The sequence below is a fragment of the Citrobacter werkmanii genome, from assembly GCF_008693645.1.
GTDB lineage: Bacteria > Pseudomonadota > Gammaproteobacteria > Enterobacterales > Enterobacteriaceae > Citrobacter > Citrobacter werkmanii.
The window spans coordinates 2,406,839-2,432,046 of record NZ_CP044101.1; the positions used below are offsets into that span (position 1 = coordinate 2,406,839).

The window sequence follows — 25,208 nt, forward strand, 5'->3', positions numbered from 1 at the left end:
GAGTGCTGCGAGGAGAGTACCGTTCGGTTTAACTCAGTACCGGGACGGGATAGATTAACATTGCTAAACAATCAGGCGGCAATGCCGCCTGACGTTGGATTACTTATTGCTTTCAATTTCTGCGAGGAGTTCGTCAGGATCGCTCCCCGGCGCAGGCGCTTCATTCACCCAGGCAGAGAACAGACGCCAGGACACGGCCAGGACTACCGGGCCGATAAACAGACCAATCATGCCGAATGCAATTAATCCACCGATGACGCCAGAAAGGATAAGGATCAGCGGCAAATCGGCGCCCATACGAATCAACATTGGGCGAATGACGTTATCCAGCGTTCCGACCACACCGCTCCACACCAGCAGCACGGTGCCCCAGGTTGAATCCCCGGTCCAGTACAACCAGATAATGGCCGGGACCAGCACCGGCAGCGGCCCCAGTTGTACCAGGCAGGAGAGGATCATTAATACTGCCAGCAGCGTCGCATACGGCACGCCGGTTACCGCCAGACCAATGCCGCCGAGGACCGCCTGTACCAGAGCCGTAACCACAACACCTAACGCAACAGCGCGAATGGCCTGCGCCGCCAGCAGAATGGCGGCATCACCGCGTTTAGATGCCAGTCGACACGCGAAATGACGGATCCCTAACGCCACCTGCTCACCACGCCAGTACAGCAGGGCGCTGAATAGCAGCATCAGGCCACAATGCATCATAAAGCGACCAATATGCGCAGCCTGACCGACAAACCAGGTCGTTGTGGCGCCGACATAAGGCCGAACTTTGGCCATAATGGCTGCGCCGCCCATATCCAGCAGGCTGTGCCATGCGCCATACATTTTGGCTCCCACCAACGGAATGCTGTTCAACCACGCCAGATCCGGCAGCGTCATATCGCCAGCGGTGACGGCATGGATCAACGGTCCGCTGCCATCAACAATGCTATTAACCAGCAGCGCAATAGGAATGATAAACAACATTACCAACAACAGGGTCATTACCAGCACCGCCAGTGAACGGCGTCCCCACAGCAGTTTTTGCAAGCGTAACAGGATAGGCCAGGTTGCGATGACCACCGTACCCGCCCATGCAAAACCGAGGATAAAGGGCTGCACAATCCAGAGACAGGCCACAATCATGATGGCTAAAAACAGCACCGTTAGCAGCACTTGCGCAATATCCCTGGGCTGACGAAAATTTACCATAAATACTTTTCACCTTTGTCTTTGCGTCAGAACGTTGACGCGACGTGAACACTTAAATCACACCCTGTAATGATGAGCAATTTCAGCGGTTTTGAACAGGCGGATTCTGCCTGTAAATCTGCTGAGCGTATTAGAAAAAAATGTGATACAACAAACAAAGCAACACGCAAACGATTAAATTCACAACACAGACCGCAGGAAAGGGTCACTATAATGATTCCACAAATTTCTCAGGCGCCAGGTGTCGTTCAACTGGTGCTCAATTTTTTGCAGGCGCTGGAGCAGCAAGGATTCACGGGCGATACGGCAACGAGCTACGCCGATCGGCTGACAATGTCGACAGATAACAGTATCTATCAGCTGCTTCCTGATGCTGTGGTTTTCCCGCGTTCAACGGCAGATGTGGCGCTGATCGCCCGTTTGGCGGCTGAACCTCTTTTTTCGTCATTGATTTTTACCCCGCGCGGCGGCGGTACCGGGACGAACGGTCAGGCGCTGAATCAGGGCATTATTGTTGATATGTCCCGTTATATGAGTCGCATTATTGAAATCAACCCGCAGGAAGGTTGGGTGCGGGTCGAAGCCGGGGTAATCAAAGACCAGCTCAACCAGTTTCTGAAGCCTTACGGCTATTTCTTTGCCCCGGAATTATCCACCAGTAACCGGGCAACGTTGGGCGGGATGATCAATACCGACGCATCCGGACAAGGTTCGTTGGTTTACGGTAAAACCTCCGATCACGTGCTGGGTATCCGCGCGGTGCTGATGGGCGGCGATATTCTTGATACCCAGCCAATGCCGATCGAACTCGCCCAAACGCTAGGCAACAGCAATACCACTATTGGCCGCATCTATAAGACGGTGTATGAGCGGTGTCGTGATAATCGGCAGCTTATTCTTGATAAATTCCCCAAACTCAATCGCTTCCTTACTGGTTACGATCTCCGACACGTCTTCAACGACGAGATGACCGAGTTTGATTTAACCCGCATTCTTACCGGCTCAGAAGGTACGCTGGCGTTTATTACCGAAGCGCGCCTGGATATCACGCCGTTGCCCAAAGTCAGGCAATTGGTCAACGTCAAGTATGACTCGTTTGATTCAGCATTGCGTAACGCCCCGGTTATGGTGGAAGCGCGCGCACTGTCGGTAGAAACCGTTGACTCCAAAGTGCTTAATCTGGCGCGGGAAGATATCGTCTGGCATTCGGTAAGTGAGTTGATTACCGACGTACCGGATAAAGAAATGCTGGGCCTGAATATCGTCGAATTTGCGGGTGATGATGAAGCATTGATTGATGCTCAGGTCAGGGCGCTGTGCGAACGCCTGGACGGCTTAATTGCCCGTCAGGAAGCCGGTGTCATTGGTTGGCAGCTGTGTACTGAGCTTGCGGGCGTGGAGCGCATTTACGCCATGCGTAAAAAAGCCGTCGGTTTGCTGGGAAATGCGAAAGGTTCAGCGAAGCCTATTCCGTTCGCTGAAGATACCTGCGTTCCACCGGAGCATCTGGCTGACTACATTGCCGAGTTCCGTGCGCTGCTCGACAGCCACGGTCTGAGTTATGGCATGTTTGGTCACGTGGATGCCGGCGTGCTGCACGTCAGACCGGCGTTGGATATGTGTGACCCGCAGCAAGAAGTGCTGATGAAACGCATTTCTGACGATGTGGTCGCGCTGACGGCAAAATATGGTGGTTTGCTGTGGGGCGAACACGGGAAAGGTTTTCGTGCAGAATACAGTCCGGCGTTTTTCGGTGACGAACTGTATCGCGAATTGCGCAAAGTGAAGTCGGTATTTGATCCGCAAAACCGGCTGAACCCGGGGAAAATCTGTCCACCGGAAGACGTTGACGCGCCAATGATGAAAGTGGATGCCGTCAAGCGCGGGACTTATGACCGACAGATCCCACTGGCGGTGCGGCAAGAGTGGCGCGGAGCAATGGAGTGTAACGGCAACGGGTTATGCTTTAACTTTGATGCGAAAAGCCCCATGTGCCCGTCGATGAAAATCAGCCTCAACCGTATCCACTCGCCGAAAGGCCGTGCCACGCTGGTACGTGAATGGCTGCGTCTGTTGGCGGATCGCGGAATTGACCCGATACAGCTGGAAAAAGAGCTGCCGGAAAAACGCGCCAGTTTACGCACGCTGATTGCCCGCACCCGCAACAGCTGGCATGCGCGTAAGGGCGAATACGATTTCTCGCATGAAGTCAAAGAGGCGATGTCCGGTTGTCTGGCGTGTAAAGCCTGTTCCACGCAATGTCCGATTAAAATTGATGTACCGGAGTTCCGCTCGCGCTTCCTGCAACTGTACCACACGCGTTATCTGCGACCGTTGCGCGATCATATGGTGGCGACCGTTGAGAGTTATGCGCCGCTCATGGCGCGTGCGCCCAAAACGTTTAATTTCTTCATCAATCAGCCGCTGGTGCGTAATCTGGCTAAAAAGCACATCGGTATGGTGGATTTACCGTTGTTGTCTGCGCCGTCGCTGCAACGTCAGTTGGTTGGTCATCGTTCTGCCAACATGACACTGGAACAGCTCGAATTACTCAGCCCGGAACAAAAAGCCCGTATGGTGCTGGTGGTACAGGATCCGTTCACCAGCTATTACGATGCGCAGGTGGTGGCTGATTTTATCCGTCTGGTAGAAAAACTGGGCTTACAGCCGGTACTGCTGCCGTTCTCGCCAAACGGCAAAGCGCAGCACATTAAAGGCTTTTTAAACCGTTTTGCCAAAACAGCGAAAAAGACATCTGAGTTTCTCAACCGGGTGGCGAAGCTGAATATTCCAATGGTGGGCGTTGATCCGGCGCTGGTGCTCTGTTATCGCGATGAATACAAGCTGGCGCTTGGAGAACAGCGGGGGGATTTCCATGTATTGCTGGTCAACGAATGGTTATCTACCGTTGTGGCGTCACAGCAGCCAGCTGCTATTGCCGGTGAGCCGTGGTATTTCTTTGGTCATTGTACCGAAGTGACGGCCCTGCCAGGCGCGCCTGCGCAGTGGGCAGCTATTTTTGCCCGTTTTGGCGCCAGGCTGGAGAACGTCAGCGTGGGGTGCTGCGGCATGGCTGGCACTTATGGGCACGAAGTGAAAAATCACCAGAACTCCCTGGGGATCTATGAGCTATCATGGCACCAGGCAATGCAACGACTGCCGCGAAATCGTTGTCTGGCTACCGGATATTCCTGTCGTAGCCAGGTTAAACGCGTTGAAGGCACGGGCGTTCGCCATCCATTACAGGCACTGCTGGAGATTATAGGATGATCTGGAAACGTGAAGTCACTCTTGAGGCGCTCAATGCCATGGGTGAAGGAAATATGGTGGGGTTGCTCGACATTCGCTTTGAACATATTGGCGACGATACCCTGGAGGCCACAATGCCGGTGGACCATCGCACCAAACAACCTTTTGGTTTACTACATGGCGGTGCATCGGTGGTGTTGGCGGAAAGCATTGGTTCAGTGGCCGGTTACCTGTGCACTCAGGGAGAGCAAAAAGTGGTGGGCCTTGAGGTTAATGCCAACCATGTTCGCTCTGCGCGGGAAGGGCGTGTCAGAGGCGTGTGTAGCGCCATTCATACCGGCTCTCGCCATCAGGTATGGCAAATCGAAATCTTCGATGAGCAAGGGCGATTGTGTTGCACATCGCGTCTGACGACCGCTATTTTGTGATGCATATTGCTTTTGGTCATTATCTGCGCAGTGAATGGTGTTATACTGTGCAGGTTTTGAACACAAGCGAGGATGATATGTCTACCCAATTAGACCCGGCCCAACTGGCAATAGAGTTTTTACGTCGTGATAAAACCGATCTTTCACCGGCTCAGTACCTGAAAAGACTGAAACAGCTTGAGCTGGAGTTTGCGGATTTATTGACGCTCTCTTCAACAGAACTGAAAGAAGAGATCTATTTTGCCTGGCGCATGGGCGTTCATTGATTCCGGTATGCTTATTGTAATGTAACCCCGACATGCGTTCGGGGTTATTTTTGGCGTTAAATCTTGTTTACCACTTCATCTCACCGCTATTGACCTTCGCGCTTAGCTCCAGAGAGCTGGCGTCCGCCAGGCCTGGCCATGCCGCCGTCATGGTTTTAATCACGTAAGCTGAACCTTTATTCGCGCTTAACGCCTGCTCAAATGACTGCAAATAGTCCCGGGTGAAGCGAATCGCTTTATCGCCTGTCGGGCGTTCGCCAATGTAATGCCCCGGAACCACCTGAGCGGGCTGTAAGTTCTGCATCTCGCTTAACACATTGCGCCACGCGGAACGCTGTTCAGCAGACTGCGTATCCGCCGTCCAGACATGAATACCCGAAGCCACGCCAGTACCGCCAATGATTGCGCGGTTCGCCGGGATCCAGACATACGCCGCATAATCGTTGGGATGGCGAAGTTCCAGCATTTCGCCATCAACCGTGAAACGCGTTTGTGTGGTGGCTTGCGGCACGGTGAGTGATGTTGGCGCGCCGTCCTTCATTTGCGGGCCCCAGAACTGCAGTTTGGCCTCTTTCGTGGCGCGGATATGCTCAACCACATGCGGTGTTGCCAGCACTTTTACCTGTGGGAAGGCGTTGACGAGGGGCTGCAGACCGAAATAGAAATCCGGATCGCCGGAGGTGATTACGATGGCTTTCAGCGTTTTACCGCTGGCGTGAATCATCTGTACCAGTTGTTCGCCATCTTTGGTGCTGAACTGCGCATCAAACAAAATCGCTTCTTTCGGTCCTGAAACCAGCGTCGAGGAGACTGGGAAAATAGCCTTATCCTGCGGGTTGTAGACGTCCAGCTGGAGCGGGGCGGCAAAGAGTGAAGAGGAGAACAGGGGTAACAGCAGTGCCAGAGTTTTAACATTCATACCAGGTAACCTTGTGCAGGAAATTGTCTTTTGATAGTTCGCGTATTTTAAGGATATTTGCATCTGTTAGAATTCCTGTATCAGGGTATGCTGAGTTTCTTAAAACGATCGGATGGGATGCAATGGACAGAGTAATGGCGGCAACGGTATTCAACCATATCTGTGATTTGGGCAGCTTAAGTGCCGCCGCGCGAGCGCTGGGGCTTTCCAGACCGATGGTTAGTCGTTACCTCGACGAAATGGAAAAATGGGCGGGGGCAAGGCTTATCCATCGGTCGTCGCGTCGCCTGACGATCACGCCAGCCGGAGAAGAAGCGTTAGTGAAAACGCGTTCTCTGGCGCAACTTTCGCTGGATATTGCTGCCGCCAGTGCCGCGCAAATACCTTCCGGTACGCTACGTGTCGCTTGCGCGCACTATACCGCGATGCATATTCTTGCTCCGGTGCTGCCCACTTTTCTGGTGCGGTATCCGCAACTGCGCATTGAGGTTGAGATTAATAATCAACCGGTAAGTCTGGTCGGGGAACGCATCGATGTGGCGATCCGCATTACGGATACCCCCGAGCCTGGGACCATCGCCCGTCGATTGGGGGACTGTGAATCCGTGCTGTGTGCGTCTGTCGATTATCTGCATCAACATGGCACTCCTGAAACGCTCGACGATCTTACGCAGCATAACTGCCTCTATTACAGCGGCTTTGCCGGAAAATCCTGGCACTTTCTCGATGTACAAGGGCAGACGGTTTCTGTTGCGATCAAAGGGAATTTGAGCGCCGGGATCTCTTCGCTGCTCTGTGAGTCGGCGCTGGCGGGTATGGGCATTGCGCTGGTACCGGAGCCGGAAGCGCGAGAAGGGTTGGCGCAGGGAAAGTTAGTTCGGTTACTGCCAGAGCTACAGCCTAAACGCCTGCCAATATACGGGTTGTATCTTTCTCGTGAGCATCAGCCTGCGGGGTTACGCTTGTTGTTAGACGAAATTAGTGAAACAACGCGCGAATTATGTCATTGACTGCGCTCAAAAAACAATCAAACCGCAATTTGTGTTAAACAAAACTTATCCGGGAGTGAGATTATTCTTATGCCCCTTCAAGAGCTAAGCCATTACGAGTGCCGGAGATAAGCGCCGGATGGGGCCGGAACCCTTAAGCCTGCCAGCAAGCAGACTTAAGGGTTTTTTGTTATTTGCACTGTTCCGCATAATAATGCATTGCTGCTGAGACTGTAAGCGCTTAATTTCTATGTGCCTTTAACGATGATAATTGGACTGTCTGCCACAATGAAAATAGTTTGTTCTTGACTCTAAAATAAAAGTGTAAGCGAGATGGATGTTATTCCTTTCTAAGTTAAATTCACATTTAATTTTACTGAGTCTGGCATAAACTATCTTTGCATTCAAACCACTTAGTTCAGATATTTCAGAAAATGAATAACCCTGACACAAATGCTCAAGAATAAAAAAATCCTTATTTGTCAGAGGCTTTGAAGCGTAATGATGCTCCAGTTCTGGAATGCTGGCTACAGACCACTTAGTATACGCCTTTGCTTTTTTTAGAATATCCACCCAGTTTAATATTGATTCTGTCGGTGTAATGCATAGTATGCTGAATTTACGCAGAAAATCTGCTGTCTGTTTATTGCATATAGCTATTATTTTCTGCGGTTCATCTAATGTAATCCGCATGTAATTTTTTATTTTATTTAATAGTAAGATTGGATGTGGGTTTTCGATGAGATCGAAAATATGAATGACCTCATCGGGTTGTGAAGTTTCAAATATTTCATCAATGAGGCCCAAAACCCCCTGCCGGGTATAGGCACAGTAAGTATGTATATGAAATCCCATAGTGTTTATCCTTTTTCTTTAGGAATCCATTCAATAAGTATTCCATTTTTAATATCTAGTTGGCCATTATCTCTGTAATGGTTTACGACACGCATTATTGTACTTTTTGAATACTTTGTTCTTTCCTGAAGAAATTTATAAACAGAGATTGATTTTCTAAACTCTGGTGGGAGCATACTAAGAACGGTAATCAGCTCTCCGATTGCCACTTTAACTGATGCGCCATTGAGGTTGGCATCTCTGCGCCATATGGCTTGAGATTTATACTTTTCAACTATCCACAATTCTTTGAATAAATTGAACTTTTCCACTAAATTCAATGCGGTTTCTTTTTTAATCCGATATGCTACTGAATGAGCCCGTATCTCACCATAAAAGTACGCTTCACTTTCAGGATGGTCGGTCCCGCTCATAATATAGGGCGCAAGCGCAGTACAGAATACCAGGTCGTCCCTTGTTCTCCTGATATCCATCGCTCCTTCAGTCAGAAAGACGAAGTCAGTATTATTCGGCTTAACGCCTAAAGTACGCTCAATTCCAATTTCGCTTTTTATTATGATACGCGCGGCACCGGATGATAACCATTTGGAGATAATTAACTTCATTTCATCATTTGGCTTCATCATACGCAGGATTCTCATCATAAAAGTGGAATTTTAGTATCAATGTTCAATGAGTACTCACGATGTAAGTATATTCACATGGGGAATACTTTCCTTGCAATATGGGAAAATAATTAATTCCATATTGAAATGGTAACTTAATGAAATTAAATGAAATTATTATGTAATATAAGGTCGTTTTGTGGTTCAAGCATTTGTACTGGCCCGTTTTTTTGATATTTTAATCTTGGTTTTGCGTTTATGTCTGGTCTAATGTTCTGTCCTCTCTCTATTTTGTGAATTATATATCCACAAGGTTCTTATGTGTTCTATTCCTGATTGTGTCATTTGAATCTTCTCTTTACATAAATTTACATAACGAGAGGGGCGAGAGGCAATTCGTTAAGCGAGAAATAATTTATTCCGTTATTAAATCGGGAGTTACGTTGCAATGCGCCGTAATGCCTGCAGAATTTCAAACGTATTACTTATTGACGACGATCCTGTTCGCGACTGCATCGTTATAAACAGGAATATGCGGTTAGCGGTGGGCTGGGGAATTTCATATATATCAAATGGTTAATATATACCTGGTCTGCCGGTCAAAGAAATGTTAGTTACGGTGTCTGTTATGTATGTCAGGACAAGATAAAAACGAAAACAGGACGACAAGGATAAGGATGTAAAGGAAAGTAATAGATATAAAACAACAGGATATTAAATCTGAACCTATTTGCCGCATTAAAAAGTTTAGGATTTTTCATGCTGGTTGGAAATTGATAGCTTTAATAACCAGGGTATACTCGTGGCGTAAAACTGTGTAACTTGATGTTTCTAAATCATGGGGCTATACATAACTTAGTTATGCCATGAGCTATTACTATTCTCCAGGATCGTTCAAGTAATTACACCTCTTAAGAAAATGAACTTCACTGCAAACGTAGTGGGGTTTTAGAGATATGGGAATTAAGGAGCGTCGATGTCTTGCTTAAACACCAGGTTATCAAAAGTATCAATAATGATTGGTCTTCTATTCTCAACATCAACTGAGATCGCTAAGGCGCAAACGATAGCCGATAACACATCAACTAATGTGCCTGCAGGCTATTCATCGTCAAGCAGTACTTCTGATACTCCAGAGTTATTTGCTTTGAATGCAGGAACAATTACTTCGCCTGGGGCATTAAATATTGTCACGACCGGAGGTAACTCTGAGGGCGTTCTTGCTCAATCTGGCGGGACGGTTAATCTCAACGGCGTTTCAACTATTACGACTTCTGGCGGCGATTCATCCGGAATTAAAGTGGATGGTACAGGTTCTTCGGTAACAAGCCAGGGGGACCTTAACATCACAGCAAATGGAAGTTCGTATGGAATATATGCCTTAAACGGCGGCAAAGTTGATGTTTCCGCCGGGACGTTAAACGTAACGGCTAACAACGATGCATCTGCCAATGGCCCATATAGCGCAATAGAAGCTAGCGGAAACGGAACCAGTGTAATTGTTAATGCCGGAGGCTTGATTCAGACATCCTCTCTTTTACCTTCTGGTGGAGGAGTCAATTCGTCTGCAGTGAATGCATCAAATGGGGCCAGTATCGAGCTTAATGGCACCTCATCCTCTAAATTAAATATTAAAACCGTTGGCGATACTGCGCATGGTATCTCAATGGATGCTAACGGAGTGGGGACTTCCGTCCATGGAAGCAACTTAGCTATCTCCACATCGGGTGCAAATGCAAATGGGGTATTTGTTGGGGATGATTTTTTACTTAGTGACTCGACCGTAACGACCTCCGGGACAGATGCCGATGGTATTAAGTTCCTCGGCAGCAATAGTGCAGGTGTGATACAAAATTCATCCATTACGACCAGTGGGGCGACTGCAAACGGTATTTCAGTTATCGCTGGCGGTGATTCACAGCTCAATGGAGTTTCAATCAACACGACAGGCGACGAATCTTTTGGCATCTATGCCACGAGTTCAGGCAACGTTAGCTCACAGGGGCTGTTAAGTGTTAATTCCACCGGAAGTGGTTCTTCAGCGATAGTTGCTCAAGATAATAGTAACGTTGACGTTCGCGATCGGTTCAATATTGTGAGTACTGGCGATGATGCTTCTGCTATATCTGCTACAGACAGCAGTACAATCACATTGTCAGGTACTGGCACCATCGAAAAGAATTCATCATCATCCATCTTCACAACATCTGCGATTTATGCTGCATCCGCAAGCAGTGTCTCAATCCAGGGTACAGATGCCATAAATATCAACACGACAGGTGCAAACATTCATGGCGCCTATGTAGATGGCAGCGGTGATTTGAATAATCCGACAAGCATCTCGCTCACCAATACTAACATTTCAACTGCTGGAGTGGGTGCGCTTGGTGCATACGCGATAAAAGAAGGGGCTACCCTGAACGTTGTTGATAGCAATATAAACACAAAAAATTCATCCGCTGCAGGCGTTATGACGAGGGATGGTGCCATCGCCAATATTAGTAACTCAAATATACTTACCGAGAATCATATTTCAGCGGCGGTACGGGCGGTATCTGGTGGCAAGATTAACGTCACGGATAGTGCGTTAGAGACGAAAGGTAACTATTCGCCAGGTGTTTCTCTTGAGGGTGGGGATGTCGTTCTTACTAATACAACAGTAAATACGACTAATAGCATCCAAAGCCCGGCAATTTTGCAGAATCGCGGCGTGTCGACGCTTTCAATGACTGGCGGTGAATTATCATCTCTTGCCGGTGAGTCTATCTACGCTATAGAAGGCAATGGGACCATCCAGTTAAATGAGGTTAATTCCACCGTTAATAACGGCGTGTTTATTCAAAACACGGGGGCAGCGGCGTTAGAAGTCAATGCCGATGCTAACTCTGTTGTGTCGGGGGATGCAATTAACACCTCATCATCGACGGCTTCGCTTTCGCTTAACAATGGCTCTGTCTGGACAGGTAAAGCTGTTGATATGACAAATCTAAACATTGCCAATGGAAGCCAGTGGAATGTGACGGGCGATTCAAATTCTGCGGCTATTACCTTAAATAGTGCTTTGATTAACTTTCAAAGCAGTGGCGTTAATGATGTTAAGACCATCACGACGAATTCATTCTCCGGAAATAATGGAACGATAACTTTTAATACGGTTCTTAATGAAGGCGACGCTAATACAGTTTCTGACAGAATTGTAGTTAATGGTGATGCTGCCGGTAGCCATACGATTAATATCAATCAGATTGGTGGAGCGGGGGCGCTCACGGTAAACGATGGTATTAAACTTGCTTCTATCAGTGGTCAGGATACGAGCTCGGTAACGCTATCAAAACCTGTTGTCGCAGGCGCTTATGAATATCTGGCGTATAACGGCGGCCAATCCGGAAATGGATGGTATTTGCGCTCGACTTTAGAGCCTACCCCAGAACCGACCGAGGAGCCGACGCCGAATCCAACCCCTGAGCCGACGCCAAATCCGACGCCAAACCCAACCCCGGAGCCGACGCCAAATCCGACTCCGGCCCCGGCCCCAACATCGGAACCATCATATAACCCATCAGTACCTGGTTACGTTATCGCCCCATACTTAAACCGTATGTATGGCTATCAGACCGTTGGTACTTTGCATGAAAGGGTCGGTGAACAGGAAAATATTAAGAAAGAAAGTAATATGCCTCAGGGGGCCTGGGGACGTATTGGCGGCGGTGAAACAAAATCTAATGCAGATCGTTTTAACTATGACGCCGACACCTGGTTTGCTCAGCTTGGCGGCGATCTTTATAACAACTTTGAAGAAGATGGCACCAGAGTACATAGTGGCGTATTTGCTACTTTCGGACAAGTTAGCACGTCTGCTAAAGATTCTGTTCGTGGAATGTATCAAGGCAGATCGACAACGACAGGTAAGATCAATTCCAAAGGTTACGGTGTAGGGGCATATTACACCTCATATTTTTCAAATGACGTATATGTAGATACTGTGGCTCAGTATACTCACTATCGTAATGAATATAATAGTATTTACGGTAATGATGCCACTCAGGATGGTGATGGCATAACTCTATCCGTAGAGGCAGGTAAGCCATTCAAATATGCTAATGGGTTATATCTGGAACCTCAAGTTCAACTTATGTATCAATACCTTCACTTAGATGCGACAAACGATGGCGTTGCCTACGTTAAATCAACGTCTGATAACTCGGGCCTTGCTCGTATCGGAGGACGTCTGGGTTATGATAGTGTTAAAACATCTAAAGCTCATCCATATTTAACTGCAAATGTCCTGACTAATATTGGTCGTTCGCCAGATGTAACGGTGAGCTCGGTGAAATTTAATCAAGATTATTCAGACCAATGGTATGAAGTGGGCGGTGGTTTTACCGGTGATATTACTAAAAATGCTTCACTATATGCAGATATGAAATATCAGCATGATTTTGAAGGTAATATGCATGGTTTTGCTGGCAACCTGGGAATTCGGGTTAACTGGTAATAGTTAAAGGGCGGTAAGGTTATGCTTACCGCTTTTTTATTAACGTAAGTAATATGCCTGTAAATCAATACGTTTTGTAATATGCAAGTATTAAGTCCCTGATTATACAATAATTGCATGATTTTATTCAGATTTTAAAACCAATCCCTTAAATAGGTATTACCTATACATCTTTTGGCGTTTGACCTGCCTGAACGATTGGATTTTCATAATCCATTATTAATCAATGTATTGAAGAAAATAATCCATCTCTGATAACCCGCGCTGCAGGGTCTATGCTTATTAAAAGTAGCCAAAAATGGCGATTAACCCGAATGCCCCTGCTGTTGAGGGGTTGAAGTGATAATCATTATCACTAACATGGTGTTATAGCTTGAAAGCTAATGACTCGAGGTAACCCTATGGAATTGCATTCAGGAACATTTAACCCGGACGATTTCGCATGGCGTGGTTTGACGTTAACGCCAGCAGCTGTGGCGCACATCCGCGAACTGGTGGCAAAACAACCCGGTATGTTGGGCGTGCGTTTAGGTGTGAAACAAACCGGATGCGCGGGATTCGGCTACGTGCTGGACACCGTCCGTGAGCCGGAAAAAGACGATCTGCTGTATGAATCGGATGGCGCCAGACTTTATGTGCCGTTACAGGCGATGCCGTTTATCGACGGGACGGAAGTCGATTTCGTTCGCGAAGGATTAAATCAGTTATTTAAATTTCATAACCCGAAAGCCCAGAACGAATGCGGCTGTGGCGAAAGTTTTGGGGTATAGGCGGTACTATGTCTCGTAATACTGAAGCAACTGATGATGTCAACACCTGGGCTGGCGGGCACCTCAATTATAAAGAGGGCTTCTTCACCCAACTGCAAACCGATGAGCTGGCAAAAGGGATCAATGAAGACGTTGTGCGCGCGATTTCGGCAAAACGTAATGAACCCGACTGGATGCTGGAGTTTCGCCTGAATGCCTTTAACGCATGGCTCACCATGGAAGAGCCGCACTGGCTCAAAGCGCACTACGACAAGCTGAATTATCAGGATTACAGCTATTACTCTGCGCCGTCCTGCGGCAATTGTGATGAAACCTGTGCTTCTGAACCGGGGGCTGTTCAGCAAACAGGGGCGAATGCCTTTTTAAGCAAAGAGGTAGAAGACGCCTTTGCACAGCTAGGGGTGCCGGTCCGTGAAGGAAAAGAGGTGGCGGTCGACGCCATTTTTGACTCGGTGTCGGTAGCCACCACCTACCGTGACAAGCTGGCAGAGCAGGGCATTATTTTCTGTTCGTTCGGTGAGGCGATTCATGACCATCCCGAGCTGGTGAAACAGTATCTGGGAACCGTCGTTCCGGGTAATGATAATTTCTTCGCCGCGCTGAATGCCGCAGTGGCATCTGATGGCACTTTTATTTATGTGCCGAAAGGCGTGCGTTGTCCCATGGAACTCTCGACCTACTTCCGGATTAATGCCGAAAAGACCGGGCAGTTTGAACGCACTATTCTGATTGCGGATGAGGGCAGCTACGTCAGTTATATCGAAGGTTGTTCAGCTCCGGTACGCGACAGCTACCAGCTACATGCGGCGGTGGTGGAAGTTATCATCCATAAAGATGCTGAAGTGAAATACTCGACGGTGCAAAACTGGTTCCCCGGTGATGGTAATACCGGCGGCATTTTGAACTTCGTCACCAAGCGCGCGCTGTGCGAAGGCGAAAACAGCAAAATGTCGTGGACGCAGTCGGAAACCGGCTCGGCCATTACCTGGAAATACCCAAGCTGCATTCTGCGTGGCGATAACTCTATCGGTGAATTCTACTCCGTCGCGCTGACCAGCGGTCACCAGCAGGCCGATACCGGCACCAAGATGATCCACATTGGCAAGAACACCAAATCGACCATCATCTCGAAAGGGATCTCCGCCGGTCAGAGTCAGAACAGCTATCGCGGCCTGGTAAAAATCATGCCGACCGCCACCAACGCGCGTAACTATACCCAATGCGACTCCATGTTGATCGGGGCGGACTGCGGGGCGCATACCTTCCCGTATGTCGAGTGTCGAAACAACAGCGCCCAGCTTGAGCACGAAGCCACGACGTCACGCATCGGTGAAGAGCAGCTGTTTTACTGTCTGCAACGCGGCATCAGCGAAGAGGATGCCATTTCGATGATCGTCAACGGTTTCTGTAAAGACGTGTTCTCTGAACTGCCGCTGGAATTTGCGGTGGAAGCGCAAAAACTTCTCGCCATAAGTCTTGAACACAGCGTCGGTTAAAATTTAAGGAAAGCACATGTTAAGCATTAAAGATTTACAGGTCAGTGTCGAAGATAAGGCGATTCTGCGTGGGCTCAGCCTTGAGATTCGTCCCGGAGAAGTCCATGCCATTATGGGGCCGAACGGTTCCGGGAAAAGTACGCTGTCCGCCACGCTCGCCGGACGTGAAGATTACGAAGTCACTGGCGGGACGGTTGAATTTAACGGTAAGGATTTACTGGAACTGTCGCCGGAAGACCGGGCCGGTGAAGGGATCTTTATGGCATTTCAGTATCCGGTAGAAATTCCCGGCGTCAGTAATCAGTTTTTCCTGCAAACGGCGCTGAATGCGGTGCGCAGTTATCGTGGGGAGGAGTCGCTGGACAGGTTCGACTTCCAGGATCTGATGGAAGAAAAAATCGCGCTGCTGAAGATGCCGGAAGACTTACTGACGCGTTCGGTAAACGTCGGTTTCTCTGGCGGTGAGAAAAAGCGGAATGACATTCTGCAAATGGCGGTGCTGGAGCCTCAGTTGTGCATTCTCGATGAGTCAGACTCCGGGCTGGATATCGATGCGCTGAAAATCGTCGCCGATGGCGTGAACTCGCTGCGCGACGGGAAACGCTCATTCATTATCGTCACTCACTATCAGCGCATCCTGGACTATATCAAACCCGATTATGTTCACGTTCTCTACCAGGGGCGAATTGTGAAGTCCGGCGATTTCACGCTGGTCAAACAACTGGAGGAGCAAGGATATGGCTGGCTTAGCGAACAGCAGTAACGTGCTGCAACAGTGGCACCATCTGTTTGAGACCCAAGGGGAGACCCGTTCGCACTATGCGCAACAGCATCTGCAACAGCTGCTGCGTCTGGGGCTGCCAACGCGTAAGCATGAGGACTGGAAATACACGCCTCTGGAGGGATTAACCAACAGCCGGTTCGTCAGCAATATCTCCGCGCTAACGCCAGCCCAGTTTGAAGCGCTGGCACCAGCGATTGATGCGGTACGGTTGGTGTTTGTCGACGGGAAATTTTGTCCAACGCTCAGCGACAGCGTGGAAGGTAGCGGATTTGATATTACCGTTAATGATGAGCGTCAGATGCTGCCTGCGGCTATCCAGCCGGAAGTATTTCTGCATCTGACCGAAAGCCTGTCCCGGAGCGTAACGCACATTTTGGTCAAGCGTAACCAGCGACCAGCGAAACCGCTGCTGCTGCTACACATTACCCAGGGAGCGACGGGCGATGCGGTGAATACGGCGCATTATCGTCACCATCTGGATCTGGCGGAAGGCGCAGAAGCCACCGTTATTGAGCATTATGTCAGTCTCAGCGAGCTTCGCCATTTTACCGGGGCGCGCTTAACGATGAACGTCGCGGCCAATGCACATTTGCACCACATTAAACTGGCGTTTGAGAATTCGCTCAGCCACCACTTTGCCCATAATGATATTCAGTTGAGTGCAGATGCCTCGGCAGTCAGCCAAAGTTTCTTGCTGGGTGATGCCGTGTTACGCCATAACACCAGTACCCAGCTCAACGGCGAAAATACCACGCTGCGCCTTAACAGCCTGGCGATGCCGGTGAAAAACGAAGTTTGTGACACTCGGACCTGGCTTGCGCACAACAAGGGCTATTGCAACAGCCGCCAGTTGCATAAAACGATTGTCAGCGATAAGGGGCGGGCGGTGTTCAATGGCCTGATCAACGTCGCTCAACACGCCATTAAAACCGACGGTCAGATGACCAATAACAATTTACTGCTCGGAAAACTGGCGGAAGTGGACACCAAGCCTCAGCTCGAAATTTATGCCGACGACGTGAAATGCAGTCACGGGGCGACGGTAGGGCGGATTGACGACGAGCAGATGTTCTATCTGCGTTCGCGCGGGATCGGTCAGCAGGATGCTCAACAGATGATTCTCTATGCGTTTGCCGCTGAGCTGACGGAAGCCCTGCGCGATGAAACGCTTAAACAACTGGTACTGGCGCGGATCGCTCACCGCCTGCCGGGAGGCGTAGCATGACATTTCCCATTGAAAAAGTGCGGGCTGATTTTCCGGTCCTGACGCGTGAAGTGAACGGTTTACCGCTGGCGTATCTGGACAGCGCCGCCAGCGCGCAAAAGCCTAATCAGGTGATCGATGCCGAAGCCGAGTTTTACCGTCACGGCTATGCGGCGGTTCACCGTGGTATCCATACGCTGAGCGCGCAGGCCACGGAAAAAATGGAGAATGTGCGCAAGCTCGCCTCGTTGTTTATTAACGCTCGTTCCGCTGAAGAGCTGGTGTTCGTTCGCGGTACCACGGAAGGCATTAACCTGGTGGCGAACAGTTGGGGCAACAGCAATGTCAGGACTGGCGATAACATCATCATCAGCGAAATGGAGCATCATGCCAACATTGTTCCCTGGCAAATGCTATGCGCCCGCGTGGGCGCAGAACTGCGGGTCATTCCGCTCAATGCCGACGGCACATTGCAACTGGAAGCGTTGCCAGCGCTGTTCGATGAGCGTACGCAACTGCTGGCAATTACCCATGTTTCAAACGTACTGGGCACCGAAAACCCGCTAAGTGAGATGATTGCGCTGGCGCATCAATACGGCGCAAAAGTACTGGTGGATGGCGCACAGGCGGTTATGCATCATCAAGTGGATGTGCAGGCGTTAGATTGCGATTTTTATGTTTTCTCCGGACACAAGCTCTACGGGCCAACCGGTATTGGCGTGCTGTATGCCAGAGAGTCGCTGCTGCAGGAAATGCCGCCATGGGAAGGCGGCGGTTCGATGATTGCGACCGTGAGCCTGAGCCAGGGGACGACGTGGGCCAAAGCGCCGTGGCGTTTTGAAGCCGGTACGCCTAACACAGGAGGAATTATCGGGCTTGGCGCGGCTATTGAGTATGTTTCAGCGCTGGGGCTGACTGAAATTAGCGAATATGAACAGTTCATGATGCGCTATGCGTTGGAACAGCTGGCGGACGTGCCGGATTTGACGCTTTACGGACCGGATAACCGCCTGGGGGTGATTGCCTTTAACCTCGGCAAACATCACGCCTATGACGTCGGGAGTTTTCTCGATAACTATGGGATCGCCGTGCGGACGGGGCATCACTGCGCAATGCCGCTGATGGCCTACTATCACGTTCCCGCCATGTGTCGGGCGTCGATTGCCATGTACAACACCCATGAAGAAGTGGATCGCCTGGTGACAGGTCTCAAGCGTATTCATCACTTACTGGGATAACAGGGAGGCGTTATGGCTGCGCTACCGGATAAAGAAAAATTGTTGCGTAATTTTCTGCGTTGCGCTAATTGGGAAGAGAAATACCTGTACATCATTGAACTGGGTCAGCGTTTGCCGGAATTAAACGCCGACGATCGCTGCCCCGAAAATAGCATTCAGGGATGTCAAAGTCAGGTATGGATTGTTATGCGTCAGAATGCTGAAGGGATTATTGAATTTCAGGGCGACAGCGATGCGGCAATTGTGAAAGGGCTTATCGCCGTGGTCTTCATTCTGTACGACCGCATGACGGCCCAGGATATTGTGAATTTTGATGTGCGTCCGTGGTTTGAAAAAATGGCGCTCGCACAGCATCTCACACCGTCTCGTTCACAGGGGCTGGAGGCAATGATTCGGGCTATCCGCGCCAAAGCCGCAACTCTTAGCTAAACTGATAAAACACGTCAACTTTCAGACCGACTTGAAATCGATCGTGTAAGGCAACGCAGTGACTCGTAAGCCGGATCTGGCGCTCGCCGTCGTCCGGCAGGAACGCCAGGGGGGTGAGTGAGTATGAAACGCGCGTCTGTTATTACCTTAATGCTAATCGGCGCTTACAGCGCTATTCAGGCCGCATGGGCGGTCGATTATCCGTTGCCCCAGGCAAACAGTCGTCTTGTTGGGCAAAATCAAACTTATACCGTGCAGGAAGGGGATAAAAACCTACAGGCGATTGCCCGTAAGTTTGATACCGCCGCAATGTTGATCCTCGAAGCCAATAATACTATTGCCCCTGTTCCCAAACCCGGAACCCTGATTACTATTCCCTCGCAATTACTGCTGCCTGATGCGCCACGCGAAGGCATTATTGTGAATCTGGCGGAGCTACGTCTGTATTACTACCCGCCGGGAGAGAATATCGTTCAGGTATTCCCGATTGGTATCGGTTTGCAGGGGCTGGAAACTCCGGTGATGGAAACCCGGGTAGGGCAGAAAATACCGAATCCTACCTGGACCCCTACAGCAGGCATCCGTAAACGCTCACTGGAACGTGGCATAACATTGCCTCCGGTAGTGCCCGCCGGGCCAAATAACCCGTTAGGACGCTTTGCACTGCGTCTGGCGCATGGAAACGGTGAATACCTGATCCATGGCACCAGCGCGCCGGACAGTGTCGGTCTGCGCGTGAGCTCCGGGTGTATTCGCATGAACGCGCCGGACATCAAGGCATTGTTTGCTCAAGTCCGAACAGGAACGCCGGTCAGGGTGATTAATGAGCCGATCAAATATTCGATTGAGCCGAACGGCATGCGGTATGTCGAGGTGCATCGCCCACTGTCGCCTGAAGAGGAACAAAACGTTCAGACCATGCCGTATGTGCTCCCAGCCGGTTTTACTCAGTTCAAAGACAATAAAGCCGTTGATAACAGCCTGGTGGAGCGCGCGTTGTATCGCCGTGCGGGTTATCCGGTCACAGTGACGGCCAGCCAGGCCTCGGTCGTTAACAATGGTGCGGAAGTGAAGTCTGCGCGAAATGGGGGGCCGGGAGAGAATGCAGAGGTGCGCGCTACGCAATAACAGGGAACGAGAAATTCAGGGCAAAAAAAATGGCGCACAATGTGCGCCATTTTTATTACACAGATACTATTACTTGCGGTATTTAGTAGCTGCGTTGTCCAGACGCTGGTTAGCGCGAGCTGCGTCGTCTTTAGCAGCCTGAACGTCGGAACGCATTGCGTTCACGTCGTTGCTCAGCTGGTCAACTTTAGCGTTCAGAGTCTGAACGTCAGAAGACAGCTGATCGATTTTAGCGTTGCTGGAGCAACCTGCCAGCAGAGTAGAACCCAGGATTACCGCGCCCAGTACCAGTTTAGTACGATTCATTATTAATACCCTCTAGATTGAGTTAATCTCCATGTAGCGTTACAAGTATTACACAAAGTTTTTTATGTTGAGAATATTTTTTTGATGGGAATGCACTTATTTTTGATCGTTCGCTCAAAGAAGCATCGAATTGTGCAAAAACGGCTAAAAAACCGAGTGAAAACAGAAAGCTTCCATCGGATTCATCTTAGATAATCACGGATTAGATAGTGAAATCCGATTTGATTTTTTATTAATTGTGGCTATCGATAAAATAAAAAAAGCGCCACGAGGGCGCTTTTATAAGCAAATTAATTCGCGGCGGAATTATTACAGTACGTGAACGGATGCGGTGTTGGTCGTGCCGCTTGGAACCAGCGCGCCAGAAACCATAACCACAACGTCACCTTTCTGCGCCAGACCGCTCTCCAGAGCAACTTCTTTGCCCAGACGGTAGAAATCATCGGTGGAGCTGATTTCTTTAACAACCTGTGCCACAACGCCTTTGCTCAGTACCAGCTGACGCGCGGTAGTTTCGTTAGTCGTCAGCGCCAGGATGGTGGCATCCGGGAAGTATTTACGCACTGCGCGAGCAGATTTACCGCCCTGGGTTGCAACGACGATCAGCGGAGCGTCCAGTTTTTCCGCAGTTTCAACCGCGCCACGGCAAACGGCTTCGGTGATGCGCAGTTTGCGGCTGTCGTTGTTGAAGTCCAGACGGCTGGTCATCACGCGGTCGGTACGTTCGCAAATGGTCGCCATGATGGTCACGGCTTCCAGCGGGTATTTACCTTTCGCGGATTCGCCAGACAGCATGACTGCGTCGGTGCCGTCGAGGATGGCGTTCGCGACGTCGCCGGCTTCAGCGCGGGTCGGACGCGGGTTTTTGATCATGGAGTCCAGCATCTGGGTCGCAGTGATAACGACTTTGCGCGCGCGGATACATTTCTCGATGATCATCTTCTGCGCGAAGATAACTTCTTCAACCGGGATCTCAACGCCCATGTCGCCACGAGCAACCATGATACCGTCAGACGCTTCGAGGATTTCGTCGAAGTTGTTCAGGCCTTCCTGGTTTTCGATTTTGGAGATGATCTGGATGTTTTCGCCGCCGTGCGCCTTCAGGTGCTCGCGGATTTCAACCACGTCAGAACGTTTACGGATAAAGGATGCCGCAACGAAGTCAACGCCCTGTTCGCAACCGAAGATCAGGTCCTGTTTGTCTTTCTCAGCCAGTGCTGGCAGCGCGATAGAAACGCCTGGCAGGTTAACGCCTTTGTTTTCGCCCAGGTCGCCGTTGTTCAGCACTTTACAGATAACTTTGTTACCTTCGATCGCGGTAACTTCCATGCCGATCAGGCCATCGTCAACCAGTACGGTGTTGCCGACAGACAGATCTTTAGTGAAGCCTTCGTAAGTCACAGCAACGATTTCGCTGTTGCCGACAACAGATTTGTCGGTGGTGAAGGTGAAGGTCTGGCCTGCTTTCAGAGAAACGTCGTTACCGCCTTCCAGCTTAATGGTACGGATTTCCGGACCTTTGGTATCCAGCAGGATAGCGGCTTTCTTACCGGTTTTGCTCATCACGTTGCGCAAATTTTTGATGCGCTGACCGTGTTCTGCGTAATCGCCATGAGAGAAGTTCAGACGCATGACGTTCATGCCCGCGTCCAGCATTTTGGTTAACATCTCTTCGGATTCGGTTTTCGGACCGATGGTGCAAACAATTTTCGTCTTTTTCATGACAGTCTTAGTCTTTAAGTTGAGAAGGATTGGGAAATCTGGCTCCCATCGCGCACGGATGGGAAGCTAAACCTGAGTTACGAAAGTGGTGATGTCTCGCTCTAAGGATAGGTGACATCGAAAGAGCGTGCAGAGGAATGTGTGCTTGCGTTTCAGCCCAACGGGAAGGTGAGTTTTGTAGTCGTTGAGTTTTACAGGTCAATGTGCTGAAACCATTCAAGAGACAATTGGCGCGCATTATACGCTGAATTTTATCTAAAAGGAAAATGGAAACGCTGTTTCAAAACAGTTCTGTGCGGTTTTACAAAAAATATTCATTAATTTGTTCATCGGTATGGATAAAGGCGTTGGGCTCAGCGACAGTTTGTTGCGCAACAACCTGCCCTGGCTATCCAAATAAACAGATTTACGCGAGGGTTTTCAATGTACAGATCATATTCCTAAAAATTATATCAAATTCGTTTTAATTCATTCTAAAAGCCAATTTCACTCATTACACTCGTTTGGACATCCATACTGCTAAACAGCTAAAAGCGCTAGCAGGATTACAAAAAGCAGCAGCGGATACCCAAACGACATGATTGTCCTGAAAAATATTTCAAAAGTGTTTACGCCAGGCAGGCTATCCATTACCGCTGTCGATAACGTCAACCTGACGGTTGAGCAGGGACAGATTTACGGAATTATTGGTTACAGCGGGGCGGGTAAGAGCACCTTAATTCGCTTGCTTAATGGTCTGGAAAAACCGACCTCCGGCAGCGTGACGATTAACGGCCACGATATCTCTGCCGCCCGCGGAGAATCTCTGCGTCAGGCGCGACTGAAAATCAGCATGGTGTTCCAGCACTTCAACTTACTGTGGTCGCGCACGGTTAGCGAAAATATTGCTTTCTCTATGCAAATCGCGGGTGCGCCAAAGGCGTCCATCAAAGCGCGGGTTGCCGAACTGATTACGCTGGTTGGGTTGAGTGGTCGCGAGAATGCTTATCCGTCTCAGCTCAGCGGCGGGCAAAAACAGCGGGTGGGAATTGCCCGCGCGCTGGCGAACAATCCTGACGTACTGCTATGCGACGAAGCCACCTCGGCGTTAGATCCGCAAACTACCGATCAGATCCTTGATTTACTGCTCGATATTAACCGTCGCTTCAAATTAACCATTGTGTTGATCACCCATGAAATGCACGTGGTGCGCAAAATCTGCGACCGCGTGGCGGTGATGGAAAACGGTAAAGTCGTTGAAGAAGGCGATGTGCTCAGCGTCTTTACCCATCCGCAGCAGCCGATCACCCGACAATTCGTGCGTCAGGTGAGCCAGTACGCCGAAGAAGATGAGTTCAACCCACAGCTGGCGAGCGAACTGGGCGGCGTGGTGATCAAGCTAACGTTTACCGGGCAACGCACCCACCGTCCCGTCGTTGGAGAATTGACCCTGCGCTACGGCCTGCCGTTTAACATTTTGCACGGCAAGATGACGCAAACCGCGCACGGAGTGTTTGGTCAGCTATGGGTGCACGTTGTGGCTACCGAGGAGCAACTGAGCAATATTCTGGCCGACCTGCGCGATAGCGACATTGAAGGTGAGGTGATTCAACATGGCTGAAGGACTGTTCCCCCATCTGAAATGGGATCAATTATTAGCAGCAACGCAGGAAACGCTCTATATGACCGCGCTTTCTGGCGTGGCGACCTTTGTCCTTGGGATCGCCCTTGGCCTGGCGTTGTTTCTGACGGCGCGTGGCGGACTGTTCCACAATCGCGCCGTGTATAGCGCGATTTCGCTGGTGGTGAATATCTTCCGTTCGATCCCTTTCATCATTTTGATCGTGCTGCTGATCCCATTTACCAAAGCGATGGTTGGCACCATTCTCGGCGCCAATGCCGCGCTGCCTGCGTTAATTGTGGGAGCCGCGCCGTTTTATGCGCGTCTGGTCGAAATTGCCCTGCGTGAAGTGGATAAAGGCGTTATTGAAGCGACACGTTCGATGGGCGCGCGTCTGAGTACGCTTATTTTTCGGGTTTTACTGCCGGAATCTTCTCCCGCTCTGGTGTCCGGGATCACCGTGACGCTGATTGCGCTGGTCAGCTACAGCGCGATGGCGGGAGTCATTGGTGCCGGGGGTTTAGGGAATCTGGCCTATCTGGAAGGATTCCAGCGCAACCACAGCGACGTCACGCTGGTGGCGACGGTGACGATTCTGCTCATCGTCTTCATCATCCAGCTTTGCGGCGATGTGATCACCTCTCTGTTAGATAAACGCTAATAAAATACGGAAACCATTATCATGAAAAAATCACTGACATTACTCGCCGCAGCAACCTTAAGCGCCCTGAGCTTCGCCTCCTGGGCTGATACGCTGACCGTTGGCGCATCAAACGTACCGCACGCGGAGATCCTTGAGCAGGCCAAACCGATTCTGGCAAAGCAGGGGATCGACCTGGAAATTAAGCCGTTCCAGGATTACATCCTGCCGAATACCGCGCTGGCTGGCCGTGAAATTGACGCTAACTACTTCCAACATATTCCGTATCTGAACAGCGTGATTAAAGATCATGCTGGCGATAAAACCTATGACTTCGTCAGCGCCGGAGCAATTCACATTGAGCCGATCGGCATCTATTCGAAGAAGGTGAAATCGCTTAAAGATCTGCCGGAAGGCGGCAAGGTCATCATGCGCGATGCGGTATCTGAGGAAGGCCGTATTCTGTCGATTTTCGAAAAAGAGGGTGTGATCAAGCTGAAGCCGGGGGTGGACAAAGTCACCGCGCGCATTAGCGACATCGTGGAAAACCCGAAAAAACTGAAGTTCCTGCCTAACGTGGAAGCGGCGCTGTTACCGCAGATGTACAACAACGACGAAGGCGATGCGGTGGTGATTAACGCGAACTACGCTATCGACGCGGGGCTGGATCCGGTGAAAGATCCGATTGCCGTCGAAAGCGGTGAAAACAACCCGTATGCCAACATCATTACCGTACATCGCGGCGATGAGAAGAAAAAGGATATTGTGGCGCTGGTAGACGTGCTGCATTCAAAAGAGATTCAGGACTGGATCCGCACTAAATACAAAGGCGCGGTGATCCCGGTAAATAACTGATCCGCTTTTTGCCTTATCCGGCCTACAGGA

Annotated in this window: 22 protein-coding genes; 15 read left to right on the forward strand and 7 right to left on the reverse strand. The window is 49.9% G+C overall.

What is annotated here, in order from left to right; genetic code table 11:
* Positions 1 to 99: 99 nt before the first annotated feature.
* Positions 100 to 1,200: an AI-2E family transporter YdiK gene (ydiK, locus tag FOB24_RS12225; RefSeq protein WP_069324246.1), complete on the reverse strand. Its 1,101-nt coding sequence runs from the start codon at positions 1,198 to 1,200 to the stop codon at positions 100 to 102.
* A gap of 213 nt (positions 1,201 to 1,413) precedes the next feature.
* Between ydiK and ydiJ the strand changes: the two genes are divergently transcribed.
* From ydiJ to FOB24_RS12240, 3 genes are all read left to right on the forward strand, one after another.
* Positions 1,414 to 4,470 (forward strand): D-2-hydroxyglutarate dehydrogenase YdiJ, encoded by a 3,057-nt coding sequence (ydiJ, locus tag FOB24_RS12230; RefSeq protein ID WP_150344977.1) that lies wholly within the window; start codon positions 1,414 to 1,416, stop codon positions 4,468 to 4,470.
* Positions 4,467 to 4,877, forward strand: a complete 411-nt coding sequence (gene menI, locus FOB24_RS12235) for a 1,4-dihydroxy-2-naphthoyl-CoA hydrolase (protein WP_042308766.1) — start codon at positions 4,467 to 4,469, stop codon at positions 4,875 to 4,877. The genes ydiJ and menI overlap by 4 nt, the downstream gene beginning before the upstream one ends.
* 77 nt (positions 4,878 to 4,954) lie before the next feature.
* Positions 4,955 to 5,143: a YdiH family protein gene (locus tag FOB24_RS12240; RefSeq protein WP_029139522.1), complete on the forward strand. Its 189-nt coding sequence runs from the start codon at positions 4,955 to 4,957 to the stop codon at positions 5,141 to 5,143.
* 67 nt (positions 5,144 to 5,210) lie between these two features.
* Here FOB24_RS12240 and FOB24_RS12245 read toward each other — a convergent pair whose 3' ends face one another.
* Complete coding sequence (locus FOB24_RS12245) at positions 5,211 to 6,062, reverse strand: Vmh family MBL fold metallo-hydrolase (RefSeq protein WP_121528977.1); 852 nt, start codon at positions 6,060 to 6,062, stop codon at positions 5,211 to 5,213.
* A 122-nt stretch (positions 6,063 to 6,184) separates the two neighbouring features.
* Between FOB24_RS12245 and FOB24_RS12250 the strand changes: the two genes are divergently transcribed.
* The gene (locus FOB24_RS12250; protein ID WP_150344978.1) at positions 6,185 to 7,072 is read left to right on the forward strand and encodes a LysR family transcriptional regulator; all 888 of its coding nucleotides are present in this window, start codon (positions 6,185 to 6,187) and stop codon (positions 7,070 to 7,072) included.
* A gap of 237 nt (positions 7,073 to 7,309) precedes the next feature.
* Here FOB24_RS12250 and FOB24_RS12255 read toward each other — a convergent pair whose 3' ends face one another.
* Together FOB24_RS12255 and FOB24_RS12260 are read right to left on the reverse strand one after the other, a co-directional pair.
* On the reverse strand, positions 7,310 to 7,906 hold the full coding sequence (locus FOB24_RS12255; RefSeq protein ID WP_085049441.1) for a hypothetical protein: 597 nt from the start codon (positions 7,904 to 7,906) through the stop codon (positions 7,310 to 7,312).
* Positions 7,907 to 7,911: 5 nt separating this feature from the next.
* Positions 7,912 to 8,532, reverse strand: a complete 621-nt coding sequence (locus FOB24_RS12260; RefSeq protein WP_161668284.1) for a helix-turn-helix domain-containing protein — start codon at positions 8,530 to 8,532, stop codon at positions 7,912 to 7,914.
* 955 nt (positions 8,533 to 9,487) lie between these two features.
* On the opposite strand from FOB24_RS12260, the gene FOB24_RS12265 reads away from it, so the two are divergent.
* The 8 genes from FOB24_RS12265 (at position 9,488) to ldtE (ending at position 20,055) form a co-directional block, all read left to right on the forward strand.
* On the forward strand, positions 9,488 to 13,006 hold the full coding sequence (locus FOB24_RS12265; RefSeq protein WP_150344979.1) for an autotransporter outer membrane beta-barrel domain-containing protein: 3,519 nt from the start codon (positions 9,488 to 9,490) through the stop codon (positions 13,004 to 13,006).
* 401 nt (positions 13,007 to 13,407) lie between these two features.
* Positions 13,408 to 13,776: a Fe-S cluster assembly scaffold SufA gene (sufA, locus tag FOB24_RS12270; RefSeq protein WP_150344980.1), complete on the forward strand. Its 369-nt coding sequence runs from the start codon at positions 13,408 to 13,410 to the stop codon at positions 13,774 to 13,776.
* An 8-nt stretch (positions 13,777 to 13,784) separates the two neighbouring features.
* Positions 13,785 to 15,272, forward strand: coding sequence for a Fe-S cluster assembly protein SufB (sufB, locus tag FOB24_RS12275; RefSeq protein ID WP_087856313.1), 1,488 nt, complete (start codon positions 13,785 to 13,787; stop codon positions 15,270 to 15,272).
* A 16-nt stretch (positions 15,273 to 15,288) separates the two neighbouring features.
* Positions 15,289 to 16,035, forward strand: a complete 747-nt coding sequence (gene sufC, locus FOB24_RS12280) for a Fe-S cluster assembly ATPase SufC (RefSeq protein ID WP_038640264.1) — start codon at positions 15,289 to 15,291, stop codon at positions 16,033 to 16,035.
* Positions 16,010 to 17,281: a Fe-S cluster assembly protein SufD gene (sufD, locus tag FOB24_RS12285; RefSeq protein ID WP_150344981.1), complete on the forward strand. Its 1,272-nt coding sequence runs from the start codon at positions 16,010 to 16,012 to the stop codon at positions 17,279 to 17,281. The genes sufC and sufD overlap by 26 nt, the downstream gene beginning before the upstream one ends.
* Positions 17,278 to 18,498, forward strand: a complete 1,221-nt coding sequence (sufS, locus tag FOB24_RS12290) for a cysteine desulfurase SufS (protein ID WP_150344982.1) — start codon at positions 17,278 to 17,280, stop codon at positions 18,496 to 18,498. Before sufD ends, sufS begins: the two co-directional genes overlap by 4 nt.
* 12 nt (positions 18,499 to 18,510) lie before the next feature.
* Positions 18,511 to 18,927 carry a cysteine desulfuration protein SufE gene (gene sufE, locus FOB24_RS12295; protein WP_038640268.1) on the forward strand — a complete coding sequence of 139 codons (417 nt, stop codon included), beginning with the start codon at positions 18,511 to 18,513 and terminating at the stop codon, positions 18,925 to 18,927.
* A gap of 123 nt (positions 18,928 to 19,050) precedes the next feature.
* Positions 19,051 to 20,055, forward strand: a complete 1,005-nt coding sequence (ldtE, locus tag FOB24_RS12300) for a L,D-transpeptidase LdtE (protein ID WP_150345573.1) — start codon at positions 19,051 to 19,053, stop codon at positions 20,053 to 20,055.
* 69 nt (positions 20,056 to 20,124) lie between these two features.
* On the opposite strand, the gene lpp is transcribed toward ldtE, so the two are convergent.
* The 3 genes from lpp to ynhH form a co-directional block, all read right to left on the reverse strand.
* The gene (gene lpp, locus FOB24_RS12305; RefSeq protein ID WP_003029373.1) at positions 20,125 to 20,361 is read right to left on the reverse strand and encodes a murein lipoprotein Lpp; all 237 of its coding nucleotides are present in this window, start codon (positions 20,359 to 20,361) and stop codon (positions 20,125 to 20,127) included.
* 309 nt (positions 20,362 to 20,670) lie between these two features.
* Entirely contained in the window at positions 20,671 to 22,083 is a 1,413-nt protein-coding gene (pykF, locus tag FOB24_RS12310; protein ID WP_006684766.1) for a pyruvate kinase PykF, read from the reverse strand.
* 7 nt (positions 22,084 to 22,090) lie between these two features.
* A complete protein-coding gene (ynhH, locus tag FOB24_RS24530; protein ID WP_247672768.1) occupies positions 22,091 to 22,285 on the reverse strand; it encodes a protein YnhH in 195 nt (64 codons plus the stop codon).
* A gap of 375 nt (positions 22,286 to 22,660) precedes the next feature.
* On the opposite strand from ynhH, the gene FOB24_RS12315 reads away from it, so the two are divergent.
* Genes FOB24_RS12315 through FOB24_RS12325 form a run of 3 tightly spaced genes read left to right on the forward strand, consistent with a single transcriptional unit; the run spans position 22,661 to position 25,178 of the window.
* Positions 22,661 to 23,683 (forward strand): methionine ABC transporter ATP-binding protein, encoded by a 1,023-nt coding sequence (locus FOB24_RS12315; protein ID WP_121528984.1) that lies wholly within the window; start codon positions 22,661 to 22,663, stop codon positions 23,681 to 23,683.
* Positions 23,676 to 24,344: a methionine ABC transporter permease gene (locus tag FOB24_RS12320; RefSeq protein WP_069324235.1), complete on the forward strand. Its 669-nt coding sequence runs from the start codon at positions 23,676 to 23,678 to the stop codon at positions 24,342 to 24,344. The genes FOB24_RS12315 and FOB24_RS12320 overlap by 8 nt, the downstream gene beginning before the upstream one ends.
* A 21-nt stretch (positions 24,345 to 24,365) precedes the next feature.
* Complete coding sequence (locus FOB24_RS12325; protein ID WP_003029358.1) at positions 24,366 to 25,178, forward strand: MetQ/NlpA family ABC transporter substrate-binding protein; 813 nt, start codon at positions 24,366 to 24,368, stop codon at positions 25,176 to 25,178.
* Positions 25,179 to 25,208: the final 30 nt, after the last annotated feature.